The 20,166-nt window shown below is 56.1% G+C and carries 20 protein-coding genes; 11 read left to right on the top strand and 9 right to left on the bottom strand.

All coding sequences use genetic code 11. From position 1 onward, the window contains the following. Window positions 1-19: 19 nt before the first annotated feature. From cas6 to cas10, 6 genes are read right to left on the bottom strand one after another with little or no spacing between them, the layout of a single operon-like run. Window positions 20-952 (bottom strand): CRISPR system precrRNA processing endoribonuclease RAMP protein Cas6, encoded by a 933-nt coding sequence (gene cas6, locus DD586_RS16070; RefSeq protein WP_012885875.1) that lies wholly within the window; start codon window positions 950-952, stop codon window positions 20-22. Continuing rightward, window positions 949-2,676 (bottom strand): RAMP superfamily CRISPR-associated protein, encoded by a 1,728-nt coding sequence (locus DD586_RS16065; protein ID WP_012885874.1) that lies wholly within the window; start codon window positions 2,674-2,676, stop codon window positions 949-951. Before DD586_RS16065 ends, cas6 begins: the two co-directional genes overlap by 4 nt. Further along, entirely contained in the window at window positions 2,673-3,656 is a 984-nt protein-coding gene (gene csm4, locus DD586_RS16060; RefSeq protein ID WP_228669706.1) for a type III-A CRISPR-associated RAMP protein Csm4, read from the bottom strand. Before csm4 ends, DD586_RS16065 begins: the two co-directional genes overlap by 4 nt. Then, window positions 3,653-4,390, bottom strand: a complete 738-nt coding sequence (gene csm3, locus DD586_RS16055) for a type III-A CRISPR-associated RAMP protein Csm3 (protein ID WP_012885872.1) — start codon at window positions 4,388-4,390, stop codon at window positions 3,653-3,655. The genes csm4 and csm3 overlap by 4 nt, the downstream gene beginning before the upstream one ends. A gap of 12 nt (window positions 4,391-4,402) precedes the next feature. After that, window positions 4,403-4,801 (bottom strand): type III-A CRISPR-associated protein Csm2, encoded by a 399-nt coding sequence (gene csm2 / locus DD586_RS16050; protein WP_012885871.1) that lies wholly within the window; start codon window positions 4,799-4,801, stop codon window positions 4,403-4,405. 24 nt (window positions 4,802-4,825) lie between these two features. Continuing rightward, complete coding sequence (gene cas10 / locus DD586_RS16045; protein WP_012885870.1) at window positions 4,826-7,258, bottom strand: type III-A CRISPR-associated protein Cas10/Csm1; 2,433 nt, start codon at window positions 7,256-7,258, stop codon at window positions 4,826-4,828. Window positions 7,259-7,980: 722 nt separating this feature from the next. Here cas10 and DD586_RS21880 point away from each other — a divergent pair. From DD586_RS21880 to DD586_RS16020, 6 genes are all read left to right on the top strand, one after another. Continuing rightward, window positions 7,981-8,307 (top strand): ash family protein, encoded by a 327-nt coding sequence (locus DD586_RS21880; protein ID WP_228669704.1) that lies wholly within the window; start codon window positions 7,981-7,983, stop codon window positions 8,305-8,307. Then, entirely contained in the window at window positions 8,240-8,392 is a 153-nt protein-coding gene (locus DD586_RS21875; RefSeq protein ID WP_228669796.1) for a host cell division inhibitor Icd-like protein, read from the top strand. Before DD586_RS21880 ends, DD586_RS21875 begins: the two co-directional genes overlap by 68 nt. Continuing rightward, window positions 8,385-8,600 carry a hypothetical protein gene (locus DD586_RS16035; protein ID WP_012885869.1) on the top strand — a complete coding sequence of 72 codons (216 nt, stop codon included), beginning with the start codon at window positions 8,385-8,387 and terminating at the stop codon, window positions 8,598-8,600. Before DD586_RS21875 ends, DD586_RS16035 begins: the two co-directional genes overlap by 8 nt. 173 nt (window positions 8,601-8,773) lie before the next feature. Next, window positions 8,774-9,025 (top strand): type II toxin-antitoxin system Phd/YefM family antitoxin, encoded by a 252-nt coding sequence (locus tag DD586_RS16030; RefSeq protein ID WP_012885868.1) that lies wholly within the window; start codon window positions 8,774-8,776, stop codon window positions 9,023-9,025. Continuing rightward, entirely contained in the window at window positions 9,015-9,299 is a 285-nt protein-coding gene (locus tag DD586_RS16025) for a type II toxin-antitoxin system RelE family toxin (RefSeq protein WP_012885867.1), read from the top strand. The genes DD586_RS16030 and DD586_RS16025 overlap by 11 nt, the downstream gene beginning before the upstream one ends. A gap of 1,056 nt (window positions 9,300-10,355) precedes the next feature. Beyond that, complete coding sequence (locus DD586_RS16020; RefSeq protein ID WP_041164569.1) at window positions 10,356-11,564, top strand: MFS transporter; 1,209 nt, start codon at window positions 10,356-10,358, stop codon at window positions 11,562-11,564. Between the two features lie 14 nt (window positions 11,565-11,578). On the opposite strand, the gene DD586_RS16015 is transcribed toward DD586_RS16020, so the two are convergent. Continuing rightward, complete coding sequence (locus tag DD586_RS16015) at window positions 11,579-12,460, bottom strand: bifunctional transcriptional activator/DNA repair enzyme AdaA (RefSeq protein ID WP_049779825.1); 882 nt, start codon at window positions 12,458-12,460, stop codon at window positions 11,579-11,581. A 31-nt stretch (window positions 12,461-12,491) separates the two neighbouring features. Continuing rightward, window positions 12,492-13,256, bottom strand: coding sequence for an SDR family oxidoreductase (locus DD586_RS16010; protein WP_012885864.1), 765 nt, complete (start codon window positions 13,254-13,256; stop codon window positions 12,492-12,494). Between the two features lie 722 nt (window positions 13,257-13,978). Here DD586_RS16010 and DD586_RS16005 point away from each other — a divergent pair. The 4 genes from DD586_RS16005 (at window position 13,979) to DD586_RS15990 (ending at window position 18,039) form a co-directional block, all read left to right on the top strand. Then, window positions 13,979-15,118, top strand: a complete 1,140-nt coding sequence (locus tag DD586_RS16005) for a D-alanyl-lipoteichoic acid biosynthesis protein DltD (RefSeq protein ID WP_012885863.1) — start codon at window positions 13,979-13,981, stop codon at window positions 15,116-15,118. Window positions 15,119-15,247: 129 nt separating this feature from the next. Next, on the top strand, window positions 15,248-16,366 hold the full coding sequence (locus tag DD586_RS16000; protein WP_012885861.1) for a membrane-bound O-acyltransferase family protein: 1,119 nt from the start codon (window positions 15,248-15,250) through the stop codon (window positions 16,364-16,366). Continuing rightward, window positions 16,363-17,799 carry an AMP-binding protein gene (locus DD586_RS15995; RefSeq protein WP_012885860.1) on the top strand — a complete coding sequence of 479 codons (1,437 nt, stop codon included), beginning with the start codon at window positions 16,363-16,365 and terminating at the stop codon, window positions 17,797-17,799. Before DD586_RS16000 ends, DD586_RS15995 begins: the two co-directional genes overlap by 4 nt. A gap of 18 nt (window positions 17,800-17,817) precedes the next feature. Further along, entirely contained in the window at window positions 17,818-18,039 is a 222-nt protein-coding gene (locus DD586_RS15990) for an acyl carrier protein (RefSeq protein ID WP_012885859.1), read from the top strand. Window positions 18,040-18,106: 67 nt separating this feature from the next. On the opposite strand, the gene DD586_RS15985 is transcribed toward DD586_RS15990, so the two are convergent. Then, window positions 18,107-19,144 (bottom strand): GlxA family transcriptional regulator, encoded by a 1,038-nt coding sequence (locus tag DD586_RS15985; RefSeq protein WP_012885858.1) that lies wholly within the window; start codon window positions 19,142-19,144, stop codon window positions 18,107-18,109. 173 nt (window positions 19,145-19,317) lie between these two features. On the opposite strand from DD586_RS15985, the gene DD586_RS15980 reads away from it, so the two are divergent. Continuing rightward, window positions 19,318-20,091 (top strand): alpha/beta hydrolase, encoded by a 774-nt coding sequence (locus DD586_RS15980; protein WP_012885857.1) that lies wholly within the window; start codon window positions 19,318-19,320, stop codon window positions 20,089-20,091. The last annotated feature ends 75 nt before the right edge of the window (window positions 20,092-20,166 follow it).

Raw genomic sequence — 20,166 nt, 5'->3', positions numbered from 1 at the left:
TGGCGTTAGCGGGGAACCGTTAACGAGGAACCGCCTCTAACCGATAGCGCCCCAGCCCGAAGCTGCTGTTTTTGCCCACATGCAACCACTGGCCCAGCCACAGCCACGGCCACAGTGGCGTCAGCTCGCCGTGGAGCGTGACGTCACCGATAAACCCGCCGAGATTCATCTCCTGTTGCTGGCGGCTGGAGTAGCGTTGCCAGTTCATCCAGCGCAACTGGCCGGGTTGCAGCGTAACGGGCTGCGTGGTCATCGGCGGCGGCGGGGCAATACCCAGCGAGTCGGCCAGCGTGTGCAGGCGTCGCTCCAGCGCGGCCAGCAGGTCGTGCGCCTGAAGCTCACGCACCCGCACCAGTTGCCCCTGGCGCAACAGCCGGGTCGGGGTGGTGAAGTGCAGGCGCAGTGCGTCTGTCTCTGGCGGCGGTGGCGGTGTGTGCGTGGTGGCGTGCGGCAGGATAAACGGCTGGTCGTGACGCCAGATAGTCAGCCAGCGCGCTTCATGCGGTGTTGTATCGGGCTGCTCCACCTGCACCTGGCACAACTGTGCTGGCACCCGCTGGCTGCCAAACCCCTGAACGGCTGCCTGCATCCAGGCCAGAATGATCAGGCTCAGGTGCGGCAGCGCCGGGCCGTGCAGCACCACATCCACCGGCCAGATTTCCCCTGCGGCAAGCGCCCCCTGAACGGCCGCTGGCTCCAGCACATAAGGCGGAGCCGGTTGCGGCTGGCCGGGGGTGTGTTGCAGCAGGCGCGGCTCAAACAACAGCGGGTACTGGCAACCGGCCAGCAACGGGCAGCCGTCACACTGTTTCTGGCGGCTGATGCAACAGATGCGCCGCAGCGCATGGCCGAACGCGCCGCGCAGCATGGAGCCGCTAAACAGCGGCAGCGCCAGCGGTTCCCTGCTTTGAAAACAGAGGCGGTAACGCGCCAGATGGCAAGCCCATGTCATAACAGCTTATTCCTCAAGGCCGTGAGTTTTTTGTCTTTGCCGGGTTTGATGCCCCAATAGCTGAGGATGGCGTCAAACAGCGTACACAGATCGGCTTTCTCATCTGCCGAGCCTTCAGCGGCGACGCAACCCACACAGGTGGCTAACTGGCCACGCAGCGGGCCGTTGGGGTTTTTACGCTGAAACTGTTGCTCACTCGCCAGGCTTTCTGCCAGCGACATGATGGACTGGCGCGCCTGGCTCTGGCGGGCTTTGTCTGCCAGTCGCTGTGCTTCCTCTTCACGGGCTTTGGCCAGCCGCTGTGCCTCTTCCTCTCGCTCTTTGGCCAACTGTTGACGTTGTTGTTGCTCGGCCTGCCGTTGCTGGCGGTGGGCGTGCTGCTGTTGCTGATGGTCTGCCAGCCACTGTTGCTGCCGCTGGCACCAGTCCTGATGACTGGCGACAAACTCAGCCACCTCCGGCTGGTCAGGCCGGTGCAGCAGCACCCAGCCAAAGGGCAGCGCCTGCGTCAGCGCATCCGCCTGCGGCAGCGCCAGCGTGCAGGTGGTGACATCCGGGTGGTAGGTGGGGCGCGTGCCTTTTTTCCCGAGCCGGGCGATATGCCGCCAGCCCTCCACGGTTTTGCTGATGGCTCCGCCGTATTTGCCGACCCGCAGCAAAAGTGCCTCGCCGCGCTGTAGCGGGCCGTCTAACTGGCGCAGTAATTGTTGCATCTGCGCCACCCAGTTCTGGCCGGGGGCGTAAGCATCATCCGTGCCGATATGTTTTTCGGCCAGCCAGTCCAGCTCGTGATGGCATTGCGGCAGGGTTATCTGGTTCACCTGTTGCGCCAGTTGCGACACCTTGCCAAGCCACTGCTTCAGGCGCGGGTTTTTTATTGGGATAGCGGCGGGCGGCGTTTTCACGGTTATCTGGCAGCGCAACGGGCTTTGCCGGGGTTTGAGGCATTCAACCGGCGACAGTTCCATGTTGTCTGCCTTGTTATTCTGCTTCTCCGTGCCTTTGAGCGGTTGGCGGCGCACCAGCCAGTAATCCAGCATGGGCGGGTGCGCCGCCGGGCTTACGGCATCCCCCACCTGTAACCAGTGGAAAGGGTCATGTTTAATCCAGTCTTTGACGTTGCGCTTGGGAATCTTCAATAGCAGGTGTTCCGTATCCTGCGCCACCTTGTTGTTCAGCTTGTCTGTTTCCAATCGTTCGGCTTGCAGTGGCTGGCCTTGATTGAGCGCGCTGACCAGCGCGGTGCGGATAGCCCCTTTGAGCGTAGAGCCGGGAATATAAGGTGCGCCCAGTGCGGCACCGACGTGGCGCATCAGCTCTAGCTGGTTGAGCACCTGCTTTTTGTTTTTGGTGTCGTTCTGCATCACCTGCCCGAGCCGTGACTGGTAATAGTGGCTGATGCCGGGCAACAGCGGGCGCACCCGGCGGGCGGCGTATTTCAGTTTGCCCGCTTCCCGTGCCAGAAAGCGCTGCACGGTCAGCGGCAGAGCAGGATCATTGCTCTCCAGAATAGTGAGCAACTCGCTGCGCTGCGTCGCCGTGAGCGCCGGGCTCAGGCCGCCTTGCCCCAGTTCATACAGTGCGTTTTGGTCTATCAGGTATTCACCGGGGTTCAGGCTGTCGCCGGTGGCGACATGCACCGGTGACAGGCAGGTGAGGGTGAAGCATTGCATGTTGTCGCTGTCACAGGCGGTGTGGCGACGTGGCGTCTGGTCAGGGGTCATTGTGGCTGTGCCTTATGGTGAAAGCGCACCGGGATCACCGGCGCATAGCCCTGATGCACCGTTTGTGGCAGGGCGGTGGAAAGACGGCCATTGCCGCCTAACCCCTGGCCGACAAACGGGCGGTTATCCGGGGTGACGGGGGCCAGCACGGCGGCGCTGTCTGCCAGCAGCAGCGGGTTTTTAAACGGATGGCCCTGCACCACCAGCGCGGCACCGTGGCGGCCAACGCGCACCAGCGGCGAGAAGAAACTGTCGGCACTGTGCCAGTGGCCCTGCTGCGGCGCACAGGGGGCGAGCGTCAGGCGCAGCGGGTTGCCGTCAGGCGTGGGCAGCTCCGGCATCGGTTGTGGCGTGAGGTGAAAACGCCCTTTGCCGATGCTGGCATCTTTGCCGTACCCCAGCAGGCCGATGGCACACAGCGCGTCGGTCAGTTGCGCGGCGCTCAGGCGCTCATCATGCAGCAGGTAGAGATCCCAGGCGGTGTCCACATCAAACCAGTGCTGTTCACTGCCAAACGGGGCGAACGCGTCATCGCCACCGGTGGTGAGCGTCTGGCGGTTGATGCTGTTGTGCATCTGCACGTCGCTGCGGTGCCGGTGGCGCTCGGGTGCGGCGGTTACGTGCGCGCCCCACTCGGCCAGCGGCTGGTGAGCGAAGGCAAGCGGCAGCCAGCATTGCTGTTTCCGTTGTTTGCGGGCGCGGGCATCGGCGGCGGCAAAGCCCAGCAGGTGTTCGGGCAGGTGCGGGCGCGGCAGGTGGTCGGCCAGCATCGGGTCGCTGATCACCGCGAACGGGCGCTGGTCGTGGTAGCCTGCCAGTAGATCATTCAGGCCCGCCTCACCGAGGGATTCGCGCAAGTACCAGCATAACTGGCCAAACAGCGTATCGCCGCGCAGTGCGGTGGCAAAGGCGCTGTCGGGGAACAGCCGCAGGCGTAGCCATTGCCACGCGGCGGCGGGGGCAACGGGGGAGGGCATCATCCGGCTCCCTGCGTGGTGTGTTTAAACGGCTGTAACTGCTCAAAGCGCGGCTGGAGGTCTTCCCCGTCGAGGGTCAGCGTTTCAAAACGTACTTTGCCATACCCACGGGAAATGCTGCCGCCCAGCCCGTCCAGCTCCAGCATTTTCAGGCCCGCCAGCAGGGTGTCGAGCAGGTCGGGGCTGTCGCCATCAAGCTGGCGCACGGTGAGGCGAAAGTCAAAGCGGCTGCCGGCAGGCACGCGCTCGATAAAGCGCGGGTGCAGCGCCACGCCGCTGATGCGGTCAATACAGTTTTCCGCTTTCTCTTCGGTCTGGACGCGCCCGCCTTGCTGCGCCAGCCAGTGTTCGTCAAATTTACAGTCCCAGAAGGACAGGCGGGTCGGGCCAACCTGTTGGGCTTGTTCGGCGGAAAGTTTGTCGCCGCCGCTGACGCCAAACAGTTGCAGGATTTTCAGTGCCTGCGCCTGTTTTTGAGCGTCCTTCAGGTCCTGGTAGACCTGATGACTGAGCACCTTGCCCTTGGTATCGCCGACCACACCAGCGCGCCATTCGAGCAGGCTGCGCAGTTTGCCTTTCAGGCTGGAGCCGGGAATGTAAGGTTGCTGGGTCAACGGGTGGCGCACCACGGCGCTGTCGATGCCGCCAATCTGCAACGCGGTGTCGCCGCCGCCAATGTGTAACCCGGTTTCACACACCAGAGTGGCGCGTAACGTCTGGATATTGTTCAGTTGCATGAGATGTCCTTGTCAGTCGTGGCGTATGGCGCGTAAAAAACCGAGGGTGGCTTCAAAAAACAGCCGGCCGTTTTTCAGGTGCTGGCAGGTGTCGATGCTGCGAATCAGGTGTTGCATGGTCTTGCAAAACTCGTCAGAGATAAGCTCGCGCCCTTTGGCATACGCCAGATGGGCGCTGATCATGCGGATCTCCGGCAGGTAGAGAGCCAGTTTTTCCTCATCGCCATTGATGCGCTGCTCCAGTTGCTGTAACTGGTCGTAAAAGCGGCGCAACTGGGTGGGTTTGTTCAGAGACAGAGGCTTTCCTCTGTCATTAAGGATTAACAATGATTTGGCAAAGTCTTCGGCGTCTTTATCAAAAAACGTCGCCTCCGGCTTGTGCAGTTGGCGTTTAAAATCTGGCATTGTCATGCTGTGTCCTTGTCGTTGTGCGTTTTATTCGCCGCGCGGCACCGTGCGGTAGTGGTAGAGATGGCGTTGAAGCGCCACCCGGTAACGCTGGCGGTGCCGTTTCAGGTGCTGTTCCAGTATTGCGAACAAGGTCAAATAAAGCTGATGGCGGAACGCTGCCGGGTTCTCTTGTGCCGGGACTTTCACTTTATCCACCAGATTGCGGCGTAAAAAATAGGCCAGCCGGCTGCGCCACAGTGCCGCCTGCGGGGTTGCTGACTCCTTCGCCGACAGTTCACTGAGCGCCAGCAACCGGTAAAGCAGGCCGGAGGAGAGCGGGTAGCCGTCATGCTCGCGCCAGCGCGCCAGCTCCTCGCTGCACGTCAGTAACGCGTCATATTCCGGCCAGCCCATCACCTCGTTATACAGGCAGATGGCGTTCTTGCCGGGGTGTTGCTTGACCTGCTCCAGAGCGGCTTCGGCCTGAGCGGCCAGCGCCCGCACCGGGTAGCTGGGTTTGGCCTGCACCAGCCCGAGCGAGAAATGCAGCGCCGGGTTGTGGCCGCTGTAGCGCGCGAAGTGCTGCGCCATTGTTAGCGCCAGCGTCTGCTGGCTGCGCCACGGGCCAATCAAAAAGAAATCGTCGCCGCCGGCGAACACGGTGTAGGTGTTGGCAAAGCGCGAGTCTTGGCGGCACAGATGCGGCAGCCACAGGGTGAAAAACAGGTGTATCTGGCGCGACAGGCCGATGGTTTTGGCAAAACCCGGCTGCGGCAGGCCGCTGCGAAACAGGTAGCCGAGGTTGTCGATATCCCCTTTCAGCACGCCCAGCGCGCAGGTGCCGCGTAACTGCTGGTCGGCATCCTGATACAAATCTTCACAGCTCAGGTGATCAAAGGTTTTGATGTCGCCGTTAGCGAGCGCGTCTGCAACGCCGGGGTAGCACTCCGGCTGATACTCGCCCTGCGCCAGCGGCATCCAGCCGTTGATAAAACGGCGGGCATAACCCTGAAACAGGGGCACACCTTCCGGCGGCAGGCTGATGTCCCAGCAGCGGCGCAGGCTGCCGTTGTGCGCCAGTTCGCCGAACTCGCCGCTGTTCTCTTTCAGTCTGACGGCCACCACCTGATAGCCAAACAGCGTCAGGTGCAGGCAGCGGTTATCAGGGAAGGTGGCGGTGCTGTCACGCAGGATCAGCAGCCGGGCGTAACACTCGCTGTGGCTTATCCAGTGGCCGAGGGTTATCTGGTCTGCCGCCAGTCGGCTACAGTCAAGCCCGTTGAGGGTGGTTTCCACCGGGTGCAGGCCATTCACCGGGCAGGGTTCACCGCCTGTGCCCTGCGCGATGTGGTCCAGATAACCGTCAAATACCGGCGGGGGCGCATCACCGGCACACAGGGAGAAGCGCTGATATTTCTGTTGCTCCATCGCCTGCGCCAGCCGACTTTGCAGCGTGCCGTAAGCCTGCTCGCCGAGGAACTCAGCGCTGCCCGCCACCGTGCTGCACAGCCCGATGCCGGTTTGCGCGTAGGTGTGGGTTAAAAACCATTCATCAAGGCGCTGACGCAACCCGGCCAGCCGCTCGGCGGCATCCGGCAGATTCGGCGCGACAATGAGGCTTTTGCCGGCGGCGTTAATCAACTGGCACACCGGCGGCAGGTCAAAGGCTTCCAGCACCCGCAGCGCAGCGGCTTCCGCCAGCAGCGACACCTGCAACGAGCGCCCGCGCAGCAGTTTGGCGGCCATTTTTTGCGTCTGGTTGCCCTCGGCGAAAATCAGGTTTTGAATGCCGAACACATCGGCCTGGATCAGCAACAGGCGTGCATCGTCACCCGGCGTGAGCGGTATCTCCTGCTCCGGCGTGGCCTGACGGGCGTGGTGCTGCCACAGGGCGACGGCGAGCGCCGCCGTGGTTTTACCCTGATCGTACAGCGAGATACCGCTGTCCCCGTCGCCGTCTGGCAGCGCGTGGCAGGTGGTCATCCACAGGCTGTCGAGGTGGTCAAGCCACAGCGACGGTTGCAGGCGGTGGGCGGCGGGGATAGCCTCCAGCCCCTCTATCAATGCCTGATACACCTGCCGGTACGCCGCCTGCCGTTCGCTGGCAGGCAACGCGGCCGTCACCGGCATCAGCGAATCGACCCCCAGCGGGGCCAGCGGGCTGTAACAGCGCGCCGCCGGGGCGCTGTGGTTATCGTCTGCTAACAGGTGGGTGAGCGGTATCAGCCCGGTTTCGCCACGGCTTACGGGCGTCTCCGGCACGCCGCGCGCCAGTCTGGCGGCGAAATCCAATAGCGGGGTTAATGTATTTTCGTGCAGATCCACACGGTTTGAGAGGCTTTCCGGCAGCGGCGCAAACAGTTTGTTTGCCAGCGCCGGTGACGGGAAATCCTGAATGCCGGCACGCTGCGCCAGTGGTTTCAGGTTATGTAACAGCGCAAAGGCAGCCACATGGCAAGAGGCGGCAAGCCAGTTCATTGACATCTCCTTGTGCCAAAACGGGGCGCGCCACGTTGCCCGCCCGTAACGGGCTTAACCATACGAAATTTCAGCCGAAATGCCTATCAACGGATAAGGAAAATTTGAGAATGGGCGGAAAGCCGCCCGGTGGAGAGAAAATCCCTTCAGTCAGGGGAGTCCGTGAGGACAGAAGAGGAAGAAGAGGAAGAAGAGGAGGAGTTTTAATCCCTTCAGTCAGGGCGAGTCCATAAGGACTGGTATGAAACGGTTTGTCTTGAGTTTCACTGAGTCTTAATCCCTTTAGTCAGGGAAGGTCCTTACGGACCGATCGTGCTGATCATGCAAAACAAGTTCAAACGTCTTAATCCCTTCAGTTAGGGAAGGTCCGTACGGACTTTTTGGATTATCATCTTCGTCGGGTAGCTGAGTCTTAATCCCTTCAGTCAGGGAAGGTCCGTACGGACTAACAAAAATGTATAACCCATTGTTTTTATTTGTTCAAGCCAGTCTGATTTTTTCTGTTTTCCTCGTGGCAAAAATGCGTTTTTAAGCAAAAGCGGTGCCAGTGAAAATGTTTTGGCGCTAACGGCCTGATGGGGTTCGGTTTTTTATTTGCGTGGAGTTACGCCGTTTTCCCTGCTTGCCTGCCGGGGTTTTTTAGCGCTATAGTTTTGCCGCTGTCGCACAATCGGCAGCCGGGATTGGCGTCCTGATAAACTTCAAGGCGACTTAGACGCGCCATGCGTCTTTTTTATGTCGCAGCCTTGGCACACCTGCATCCGGTGCGGCACATTCTTTCATGCCGTTACCGCACTCAGATTATGGTGGCTCAGGCGGGGGCTTCTTCGGAAGCGCCGGTTTCCTTGAAGTCCGGTTACGCCAACCCCGTCTGGGCTACCACCCTGAAATTGGCGTTTCTGGTGGTAGCGATAACCGTTACTTCAAGGAGACTGCCTGATGGCTACCGCCCCAACCCTGTTACACCCGCAATTTACCTTTCTGTTTCTGGCCGTACACCGTGCCGGGCTTTCGCACCCTTGCCGCAAGGCGATGGTGGCCGCCGATGAACACAGCGCCCGCCGCCGTCTGGGGCCGGATTTTATTCTGGTGTTCGCCGGTCGCCTGCCGGTGCGGGAGGTGCGCCATGTTTGATTCCACCCCTCTGACCCCGGAAGAAATTACCGACCAGTGCCGCGCCCTGACCTATGCGGTGATTGAGCTGGAGAACCCGGCGGCCAAAGAAGCACTGTTGTTTGTGCTGGCCGAGCGGCTGGAAGTGCTGCTGGCGACGCTGGAGATGCCCGATGATAGCGACAGCGACACCCCGGAAAGCCCCGCACAGAGCGGCACCATGCACTAAAACGCTAACGCACCGCTGCCCGGCCACGGGCGGCGGTGACGCCGCATCGTTCACATCAGTCTGGTGTGGTGAAGACGTGTTTTGTCTGGCGAAGACGGCGGCGCGTGAGGTTGCCGCCTGTTTGATTGAGTGCTAAATTCAGTATCAAATTTCATACTGAAAGGAGTGTGATGATGCCTGTACAACCCATTCTGGCGAATGCTGCCGTTAGCATCAGCGAGTTTAAAAAATCCCCCAATGCGGCACTGAAAGCGGCACACGGCGAGCCTGTCGCGGTGTTAACCAATGGCCATATCTCGGGGTATTACGTTTCTCCCGAAATCTGGGAAACGCTGGCCGACTATCTGGAAGACAAAGAACTTGCCAGCATCGCCCGTTCACGCATGAAGGGGAAACGCGTCAAGGTCACACTGGATGAGTTATAAGCTGGAGTTTGAAGAGCACGCCCTGAAAGAGTTTAAGAAACTGGGTGCCCCGGTGCGGGAACAGTTCATCAAAAAGCTGAAAGAGGTGCTGCAAAACCCGCATATTCCCGCCAACCGGCTGCACGGCATGGCGGACTGCTACAAAATCAAACTGCGATCCGCAGGCTACCGGCTGGTGTATCACGTGCTTGAGCATGAGATTGTGGTGCTGGTTGTGGCGGTGGGCAAACGAGAGCGCTCGCAGGTGTATACATCAGCCAAAAGCCGGCTTTAACGCGGCACTGATGATAATACGGCACAGACGGTGGGTGCCGGTCAGATGTTCCTTTCGTTATTTCCCGCAATGATTCTTCACACCGCGCCCGATGCATATCACCTCGGGCGCGGCGGTTTTCTTTAGCTTATATCCCTTCAGTCAGGGAGAGTCTGTACGGACGATGTCAGAGATACCACTGCGTTCGTTCTTTCGGTCTTAATCCCTTTAGTCAGGGAAGGTCCTTACGGACATGGATAAGCCAGCATGGAGCGAAAATGATGTGTCTTAATCCCTTCAGTCAGGGAAGGTCCTTACGGACCGATTCGAAACAAAACAAAGGTTCACTTTGATATGTCTTAATCCCTTCAGTCAGGGAACGTCCGTACGGACGTTAATGCGTGTGACGCTGGACGCGAAGGTGAAGTCTTAATCCCTTCAGTCAGGGCGAGTCCGTAAGGACGAATGAAAATGTATAACCCATTGTTTTTGTTTGATCAAGCCAGTGCGATTTTTTCTGTTTTTCCCGCCGCAAAAAACACGTTTTTAAGCAAAAGTGGTGCCAGTGCAAACGTCACGGTGCTAATGGCTTGATGTCATGTGAATTGTTATCGGCATGATTTTATTTTTGCCGGTTTTTTGTACGAAAAAACAGCCTGCCGGAGAGCGACGGGCGCAGCGGGGAAAATAAGCAAGTTGCGTGCCTGAATTCATGACTGGCTGGGCACATTGTTGTGGTGATGCCCGGGCAAGGCGGGTTTTTAGCCTGTGTGTTGGCGTCAAGAAGCAGCACATTTGTAACAGTTCCCCTTACCTACGCAGCTGCAGCACCGTACCGAACACATCATCCAGCACAACCACAATCATAGCCTCTGCCTAATGTTACCGTTGTGTATCATACAACTGACTTGAAAGCCGATTACTTTCATTTTTCGGGGGCGGTGAGTGATGCCTGTTCTCTGTATCCAACAGAACTTACCCCACAGACAGGTTGGGTGGTGCGTTTTCGGCTATGGCACAGGCCGTCTATCTCAGGCAGGCTGAACCATGATGGTTAGCAACGTAAAAAGGGTTCCGATGCCTTTACGATCACTTCAGGCGCTGTGTTTAGTGAATTTTTTCATGGCTGATGTCAGAGATGGCCTCGGCCCTTTTTTGGGGATTTTTCTCACCGAGCATCACTGGAAAGCCGATGACATCGGCTGGATCATGACCGTCGGTGGTTTGGCGGGCCTGGTTGCCACTATGCCTTGCGGGCTGGCCGCGGATGCGTCGCGCAACAAACGGGCGGTGCTCGTTGCCTGCTGTGTGCTCATCACCGCCGCGACCTTGTTGCTTTGGTTTTTCCCGAATCGGTATGTTGTGGGGTTCTCTCAGGTGATAACCGGGGTATCCGCCACCTTTATTGCGCCCTTGTTGACCGGGATTACGCTGGGGTTGACGGGCCCGTCTGGTTTTAACCATCAGATGGGAAGGAACGAGGCGTTTAATCATGGCGGGAACATGAGCGCGGCGATGTTAGCGGGCGCGCTGGTGATTTACTGGGGAACCGATGTCGTCTTTATCCTGATGACCGGTATGGCGATATGCGCCACGATGGCGGTTTTGGCTATCCGGCATGGTGATATCGATAACCGTGTGGCCCGTGGGTTAAGCGGCGCTGACGATGCGGCCTCCGCCCCTAGACTTTCTGTCATTATCACGCACCCGGCGGTGGTGACGACTGGGGCAACACTGATGCTCTTTCACCTCGCCAACGCCGCCTTGCTGCCGATGCTCAGTATGCGGGTGGCCGCGATGCCTGATGGCGAAATGAGTGCGGGCGTGTATGCGGCGGCGACCGTCATTATTTCCCAGTTGGTGATGATCCCGGTGGCGTTATTTGCCGCCGCCAAAGCGGATAAATACGGTTACGCGGTGCTGATTACGTTGGCGTTAATCGTGTTGCCGCTGCGTGCCGCGCTGGCATCGGTATCCGCCGGGCCATTTTTTATGATACCGGTTCAGGTATTAGATGGTGTGGCGGCGGGGCTTCTGGGGGTGGCGGTTCCCGGTTATATCGTCAGGTTGCTGGAAGGCAGCGGGCATACCAATGCCGGGCTGAGCGTTGTCATGTTACTGCAAGGCATCGGGGCGTCATTCAGCCCCGCGCTTGCAGGGAATATTGCCGCGACCTACTCCTACCGCACGGCGTTTGCGGTACTTGGCGGCATCGCCTTACTGGCACTGCTCCTCTGGTGGCTTCGGCGTCTGCTGGCCTGGGACCGACAACGGCAGTACGATTAACGCCGCTGCGCTGGCTACTCATACCTTTCATACCTTGCGGATTCCCAGGCGTGTATCGCGTGTTTTCGGGTTTCTCCCCAGTGGTAGCCGCCGATTTTTCCACTTTGTTGGATGACGCGGTGGCAGGGGATTAAGAAGGCGACCGGATTGGCGCCAACCGCCAGTCCCACCGCTCTTGCCGCGTTGTGATGGCCGATGGCATCGGCCACCTGAGAATAGCTGACGACAGTGGCCGGGGGGATCTGTAACAGCGCTTTCCAGACGCTAATCTGAAAGTTGGTGCCGGTCACATGCAATGAAATCGGGCGATCCGGTGGTGTTTTCATGGCAAACAGTGTGTCTATCACCGTTTGTGTCCGTTGCGGATTTTCATGCATCACGGCATGTGGCCAGGTGTGATGCAATGCTGCCAGTGGTTCTCCGGCATCCTTGTTGTCCAGAAAGGAAAGGCTGCAAATGCCTCGGGGTGTCACGGCAATAAAGGCGTTACCGAACGGCGTAGGGTGAACGGCGTGTTCGATGATAAGGCCCGCACCTTGTTGCTTGTATTCCCCCGGCGTTACCGCTTCGAGATGAACGAAATGGTCGTACAACCGCGAGCTACTGCTTAACCCCACGGCGTCGGCCACATCAAGCAGCGGTCTTGACTCGCGCAGTAGCGCTTTGGCCCGTTCGAGGGTCAGCACCTGTAAGAAGCGCTTCGGCGTAACGCCAGCCCACCGGCTAAACAGCCGCTGAAAGTGGAAAGGGCTCAGGTGAACGTGCGCGGCAATCTCATCGAGAGTGGGCTGGCTGTTCACACTGTTGGCGATGAACGTGATGGCATCAGCGATGCGCGCATAGTCTGAATGTTCATCGTTTGAATGTGCCGCGTCTGAGTGTGTGTAGTCTGGCATCGTCATCTTCCATCCCTTTCGTGGTCGTTATTCAGGTGCGGCAGATGGAGGCGCCGCCGTCAGCCAGAAGAGCAATGCCGGTGGTGAAACTGGCGGCATCAGACGCAAGATAAAGGGCTGATGCGGCAATCTCTTCCGGCTGCGCCAGACGTTTTAGGGCATGAAGGCCCTGAACAAACGCCAGTGACTCCGGGTCACGGGTGAAGGCCTGTCCCATCGGTGTGTCCGTCCCGCCCGGTAGCAGTGCGTTTACCCGAATCCCCTGAGCGCCAAACTCCGCTGCAAGCACTCGTGTCAGGCCGATTAACCCAGACTTGCTCGCGGCATAAGCCGCCATCCCCGGCAAACCGAGGGTATAGCCTACGAAGGTTGACGTAAAAATGACCGACCCGCCACCCCGGCGGAGCATGGCCGGAATTTGGTGTTTAGCGCCAACAAAGGCGCTCGTCAAATTCGTGTGCAAGGTGTTTTCCCACTCGGCAAGACTCATGTCCAGTAAGCTGCCGGTTTCTCCGGTGGTTCCGGCATTGTTAACGGCGATATCCAGCCCGCCATAACAATCCATCGCCAGCTCAACCAGCGCTTTTGCGAAAGCCTCGCTTTTGACATCACCGGCTAAGGCTACCGCGTGACCGCCAGCCAGGGTTATCTCCTCAACCAGCGTGTTGAGCGCTTGCTGACGTCGGGCACCCACGATAACGCGAGCGCCTTCCTGAGCAAACCGTTTGGCCGTTGCATACCCAATGCCAGAGCTGGCACCGGTGATAATGGCTATTTTGTCAGACAAGTCAGGCATGATGAAAACCTCCGGATGTGTCATGTTCACGTTGATGGTGTGTGGCAGGTGTAGGCGAAGTATGGGGAGTGCAGCGCCTCCCGGCGACCCGGATCTTGCTGTCTTTACATCAGACCGAATTTGGGGATGTCTTAACGTCGACATGGTCGGATTTCGTGCGTTTGTTGATGCAGGATAATTCTGTCAGAGAAGGTGTGCACTTATCATAGGCGCGCAAATTCATCGGCGAGGTGAGGCGGCAGGTACTGCAATGAATGTGCGGTGACGTCAGTTCCCGAATGCTGCTGTCGATGCTTTTTTTGCGAAAGTGAAAGAGTCGGGATTATAAGGTTTTGGTGGTTATTTTCTGAGATGGTGGGCATGACGCGTTTATTTTGCTTGAATTTCATTTTTTATCATGATGTTAGTTAATATTTTTCTGCGGTTTGACAACGATTCGGTTTATTCAACAATGCCCTTCAGGCCCTGATACTACCGTGCTGAATCAAAACAAGGTCGTGCAAGTGCGAATGATAATGGTGCCTCTTCCTTCGCGTTTTAGCGTTCATTTCTGTGTGATATCAGTCTTGCCCGCTCAACCGTCTACACACTGTACATACCGTTACACAGCAACACTCATCATCGAAGATTAGCCTGGTATATAGTGTCATAAAAAAACAGTAATCGACGTCGTGTGAAGATAACAAATTTCAAACAAATTGAAGTCATATAGTTTTACTTTTATGAAGAAACTTAAAAATACTATCTGCCTACATCTCCTGATGGCGACGCTCGCCATTCTGGTTCTTAGCGTTCCCCCGTTGGTGACGAGCTTCGATCCGCCGCTGAATTTCCAGCCATTGATTAAAAGCCTGGACGGCACGCCCAAAGAGCTCAAGGAGAAAATGGCGACTATTTCTCATGCATTACAAGGGAATGCGATTTTCTTTATCGGTGCGTCGGAGGTCTCTACATCTGAAGATGAACATTACGCCGTCTATAATTACTTCAATAACCAGTTGCGTCGGCCGGTAGTCGCCTATGGCGATATTTATATCGATAATATTGCGCACTTTTTACTGCTCTCGCGTTTTAAAAACGACCTGAACGCGAACAGTAAGGTCGTGTTGCAATTGGCACCCGATAGTTTTTACGGTGATGGGGTACCGGGGGCTGTGTTTGCCGATAATTTCCCGCCCTCGATATTTAATCCCCTGATGGACGATCCTGAACCGCGCCGCTTTTTGGTGAGTTATTTACAGAATCTCAACATCGACGAGGTCAGCCATTTAACCTTCGCTCAGATGCGCGTTTATGGCTGGCATCCGCAAATTATCTGGCAGGAAGTGAGCTATCAGTTTGCCATTTTCTGCGAAATGATAAAAAAAGACTGGCTGGCAAGACTGGGGATTGAGCCTCAACCGGTACGGCCGTGGCCTGTTAAGCCCTCGCCTGACATTGTTCCTAACTGGGATAATGAATTGGCTAACGCCCATGAACTGAATAAATCTCGCCAGCAAAGTGCGGCGACATTCTGGATGGATAAATCTGTCTATGATGACGATCCGACACAGGATGTATGGGATGACGCGCCGCTATTTCCCGCACAAATGGACGCATTCCAGGCGACAATTAAGCTGCTCAAAGAGCGCCACGTTCAGGTGGTGGTGATTGTGGATGCGATTAATCCGTGGGCGATTAAAAACTCCGAGAAATTCCAGTCGATTGATAAACAAATCAGGTCGATGCTGGATGAGAATCAGGTTCCTTATCTTGATATGTACGCTATGCCTTATCAGAACGGCTGGAACTGGGACCGCCTGCATCCAACAGACCCGGCATGGGTGGTGATGGACCGTTTTATTGCTGAGAGTTTTAAATGATGAAATACGCGATTCGCCTTTTTTTTATTTATCTCTTGCTGGCGGTGACCATCGTGGCGTGGACCTCTGTTGATGACAGCATGAGTTTACAAGTGCATTTTGAATATCAAAAGTTCTGAAGGATGAATGATGTATAGCTCCGGAACATTTTTTTTCTGCCTGTTTGGATTAGCACTGTTGTTTGTGCTGATTAATCGGCTATGGCATTACCGGCTGACCTATTTATCCGCCATTTCCGCGCTGGTGTTGTTAGGCTGGGGATATATTTTCCAGGGTGATTATATTGTCCCCGTGGCAGTTTTCCTGAGCTTTTATATTATTGTCACGTTAAAAGAAAAAGGCTGGTTAAAGACCTGGCAGGCGGTAACGTTGACGCTGCTGCCGTTGTTTTTGGTGAAATTACACCTGAACAACCACTGGGGGATGATCGGCTTGTCGTTTATGACATTTCGCGCCGTTGACGTATTACTGTATCGCACCAAAAAAGACGGCCAGAATTTCCTGCATTATTTCTGCTATCTCTTTATGCCGCTGGTTATTTCTGCCGGGCCGATGTATCGCTGGCGAGCTTGGGTGACGGATAGTAATAAGCCATCCTTCGTTATCACTCGCGAGCAGTTTTTACCTGCCATGGAGCAGATTTTCATCGGTATTATCCAGAAATTCCTGTTCGCTACGCTGATCGATAACCTGGTCATTCAGTCGTGGAGTCATCGCCCGTTTACCTTAAGCGTCGGCGTTGTGATGTCGGTGGCTTACAGCGCGTACCTTTACTTTGATTTTGCCGGTTACAGCAATATGGCGATTGGGGCGGGGCGCCTATTTGGCCTCAACATCCCGGCGAACTTCAATATGCCGATCCTGGCTAAAAATCCGCAAGATTTCTGGCGTCGCTTCCACATTAGCTTGTCCGAATGGCTAAGGGATGTGGTTTTTATGCCGATTTATATGAATCTGATGAAGATCGATTTTTTCCGACAGAACAAAACGCTGGCACAAAATATTGGTATTTTTTGCACCCTGTTTTGTATGGGGGCATGGAACGGACTTGAACGACACTATATTATCAGCGGCGCGCTGTTTGGCGCCATTTCTGTTGCACACAATATGTTGCAGTGGTCAGCCAAACGTAGTCCAACGCTCAGCAACTGGTTACAACGTCCAGTCATTGCGTTCCTGGGGCGAATTCTGACGCTGGCAAGCGCCGCTGTCTCTCTTTACATCTTTAGCGGAATGTCACCTCTATGAACTATCACTCCGAGCTTAAGGAACTGCAAGATTTCTTGCATGCGGTACTACTCAAGCCCGCGAACCCACACCAGTTGGCGATTAGCGGTAGCGATGAGGCAATGACCTGGCAACAGCTCTCGGTCGCCGTTAGCGATTGGCAGCAGCGTTATCAGCATTGCCAGCAGCCTGCTGGTACACCGGTCGTGTTATACGGGCATCAACAGGCAGAATTTGCCGTGGCGATTTATAGTTGCCTGTTGCATAACATTCCCTACGTGCCGGTGGATTGCATCTACCCGCAGGAGCGTCTGCGGGAAATCTGCCAACAGGCGAAAGCCCCTTACTATTACGATGTGGCCACGAAGCAGTTCATCACTACTGGCGAGGAAGGGCAGGTGCTGGCCGAGCCGGAACTCGCTTACATCATGTTCACGTCAGGCAGTACCGGCAAACCGAAAGGTGTGCAGATTGGGCGTGAGAGCCTGTGGCACTTCATGCAATGGGTGCGTCAGGATTTTTCCCTGCCTGATGTGCCGGTATTGATGAACCATGCGGTATTCAGCTTTGATCTCTCGTTGATTCCGTTGCTGGCGAACCTAGCGACTGGTGGGCACATCGTCCTGAATGCGAAAGAGGATATCGCGGCGGAAAACTGGCTGGAGCGATTGAAAAACAACGGGGTGTCCGTATGGGTTTCCACGCCGTCTTTTGCCTATCAACGCTTGCTCTCCCCACAGTTCAACAGCGACTATTTGCCTGCACTGAGCGTCTTTGTGTTTATTGGCGAAGTGTTGAACAAAGCGCTGGTAAAACAGCTACGCCGTCGTTTCCCGCATGCCAAAATTCTCAACTCCTATGGCCCCACCGAAGCGACCATCGCCACCACGGTTATCGAAATTACCGATGAGATCCTGTGCAGTGAAAACGACGTACTGCCGGTCGGGGCGATGATGCCGGACTCCCACATGGAAATTACCGCCGAAGGTGAGCTGATTATCTGGGGTAAGAACGTGATGCGTGGCTACCTTGGCTTACCGCAGGAGAACGCGGCGAAATTGTTACATCGGGAGAGCGAGCAGTTCCGTGGCTATCGCACCGGCGATCTGGGCTATGAAGAAAACGGTATCCTGTATTGCCAGGGCCGCAACGACAGCCAGATCAAGCTGAACGGCTACCGTATCGAAATCAACGAGATTGAAAATCGCCTGCTGGCGATGCCTGATATTAGTGAAGCGGTGGTGCTGCCGCTAATGAAGTCGGGCGGTGGCGTGTTGCGTATTGCTGCGTTCTGCGTCACGAAACTGGCACCTGATGCGATCAAAACCTCGCTTTCGAAGGTGATTCCACCCTATATGGTGCCTTCTCAGATTATTATTAAAGATGCGTTGCCGCTGAATCCTAACGGCAAAATAGATCGTAAACTGCTGGATACTCATGCCCGCACTAATTGATTACACCAGGAAATGATGATGGAACAAGAGATACTCGCCCTGTTTGAAAAGGTCTTATCCCGCAAAGTGGGGTTTAATGATGAACTGATTGAGTCTGATATCCTCGACTCGATTCTGGCCGTCGATCTGGTGCTGGAAGTGCAGGACGTTTACGGCTGCATGATCCCGCCAACCGAAGTCGCCACCGTTCTGAAGACCCCGGCTGATTTGGCTCGTTACATTGAAGAGCATCGCGGTTAAGAAGTTCATCGCGGTTAAGCCTGGATAAACGGCGAATACTCGTTTCGTTTCAAGACCCCGGATGCTGTCATCCGGGGTCTTTTTTTTCAGCCTCTGGCATCGCTGTTTTATCGTTTCTTACCATCGCCCACTTGCGATATTGCACGGGCGTCATCCCCATCTGTTGCGAAAATGCGCGTCTGAATGCCGTGTCTTCACTGTAACCACAGGCCTGAGCCACCCGCTTGATGTTGGCTGCCGGGTTTTCGAGCAGCAGGCAGGCCATCTCGATCCGCACGCGCGTAATAAAGTTTTTAGGGCTTTCGTTGGTCAGCTCCTTAATCTTCCGGTGTAGCGTCCGGTCGCTGAAATTCAGCGCTCGCGCCAGTTCTTCTGCTGTCATGGCCGGGTTTTCGTATCGAACCAGATGTTCAGCACGCAGCAATAACGGGTCGACCGTATTCATAAATCCCTGTGGTGCATAAATACGCTGTGACAGCGGCTGACTATCGGCAACGGCAATGTCTGCTGCCATCCTGGCGATGTCAGGACCTGCCTGATGCCGAATAATATGCAGGGCAAGTTCAACCCAGGATAAGGGGCCACCGGTTGTAATGATGCCATCCTGCTCTTCCAGTGCCTTGCCCCATACCGGTTTTGCCTTCGGGTATTTTTGCTTGAAGGTGTGATAGAGCCACCAGGTGGTGCTGCAAAAGCGCCCATCCAGCAGTCCTGCTTCACCTAAAATAAAGCTGCCTGCACAAGCACCACCTATCAGGGAACCGTGCAGGTATTGCTGTTTTAGCCAGGCCGCTGATTCTCCAACGGATGTCGCGGCCAGTGGCAGTTTATCCGGGCCGAGCATCATGCCTGTGGCCAGCACAATGTCTGATTGACCGACCGCCTCAAACGAACTGTCGACATAGATGAGTCGGCCCTGAGCATCGCGCACCGGGTTGCCATCGGCACTGACAATCGCGGTTTCAAACGTCACGCCAGGGGGGCTGGCGGCGGCATTTCCTTGCGGGCGCGAGATCAGCGCCTGATTGACCATCCAGAACATATCGGCCAGCCCGGCGATGGCCGACGACATACTGCCCGGTAACGCCAGAATCGAGATACGCATGGTGATGTTTTCCTGTCGGAGAAGATTGGCGAATTTTGCATGAACTATGTCAACTTTGCCATCTTACTGCAAGCGTCCATGCTGGTTACACTTCACTCATCCCGTATCGCAAGGGGAGCAACACCAGGGAAAACCCAGCGATCATCATTCATTCATCTGCCAAAGGAACATCTATGACGAATTCCCGCACCGCCTGGCTACGCACACTGGCTATTGGGTTGGGGCTGCTTCTCTTTGCCGGTGTTCACTCTATTGCGGAGGCCGCGAAAATTAAAAATATTGTGTTGGTTCATGGCGCGTTCGCCGATGGTTCCAGTTGGTCGGCGGTGACGACCCGGTTGCAAGGCATGGGCTACCATGTCACTGCCGTGCAAAACCCCCTGACCTCGTTGGCGGATGATGTCAGTGCCACCGAGCGCGTGTTGCAAAGGCAGCAAGGTGATGTGCTGCTGGTGGGGCACTCGTGGGCTGGTGCTGTCGTTACCCAGGCGGGTAACGCGCCAAATGTGCGAGGGCTGGTCTATTTATCGGCGCTGGTGCCAGACAGTGGGGAATCCGTTGCTGATTTATTGCAGCGTCTGCATGCACCGATGGAAGGGATGACAGCGGATGCCAACGGGTTAATCTGGCTGGATAATCCTAAGCAGTATCAGGAAGTCATGGCCGGGGATGTACCGTTAAAAAAAGTACAGGAATTAACCGCGGTTCAACAGCCGATGGCAGCAAAAGCATTTGGCGATAACGTGCAGCACGCTGCATGGAAAGATAAACCGTCGTGGTATTTATTAACTGAAAATGACAACGCGTTACCGCATGCCGTTCAGGAAAAAATAGCCGGGCAGATTGGTGCCAAAGTAATGTCGATCGCATCCAGCCATATGTCTCTTATTTCACACCCTGATGCTGTCGCACATTTTATTGATGAGGCAGCCAAGGCCATTAAATGATGATGTCCGTCCTGTATTCAGGTTGATGGCGGCGAGTTGTTCTGATTCGTCTGTGGTGATGTGTTGATACATATA

Origin of the sequence: Dickeya parazeae Ech586 (assembly GCF_000025065.1) — a bacterium.
Lineage (GTDB): Bacteria > Pseudomonadota > Gammaproteobacteria > Enterobacterales > Enterobacteriaceae > Dickeya > Dickeya zeae.
The sequence above is the reverse complement of the archived record's forward strand: the minus strand, read 5'-3'. Positions and strand labels throughout refer to the sequence as shown.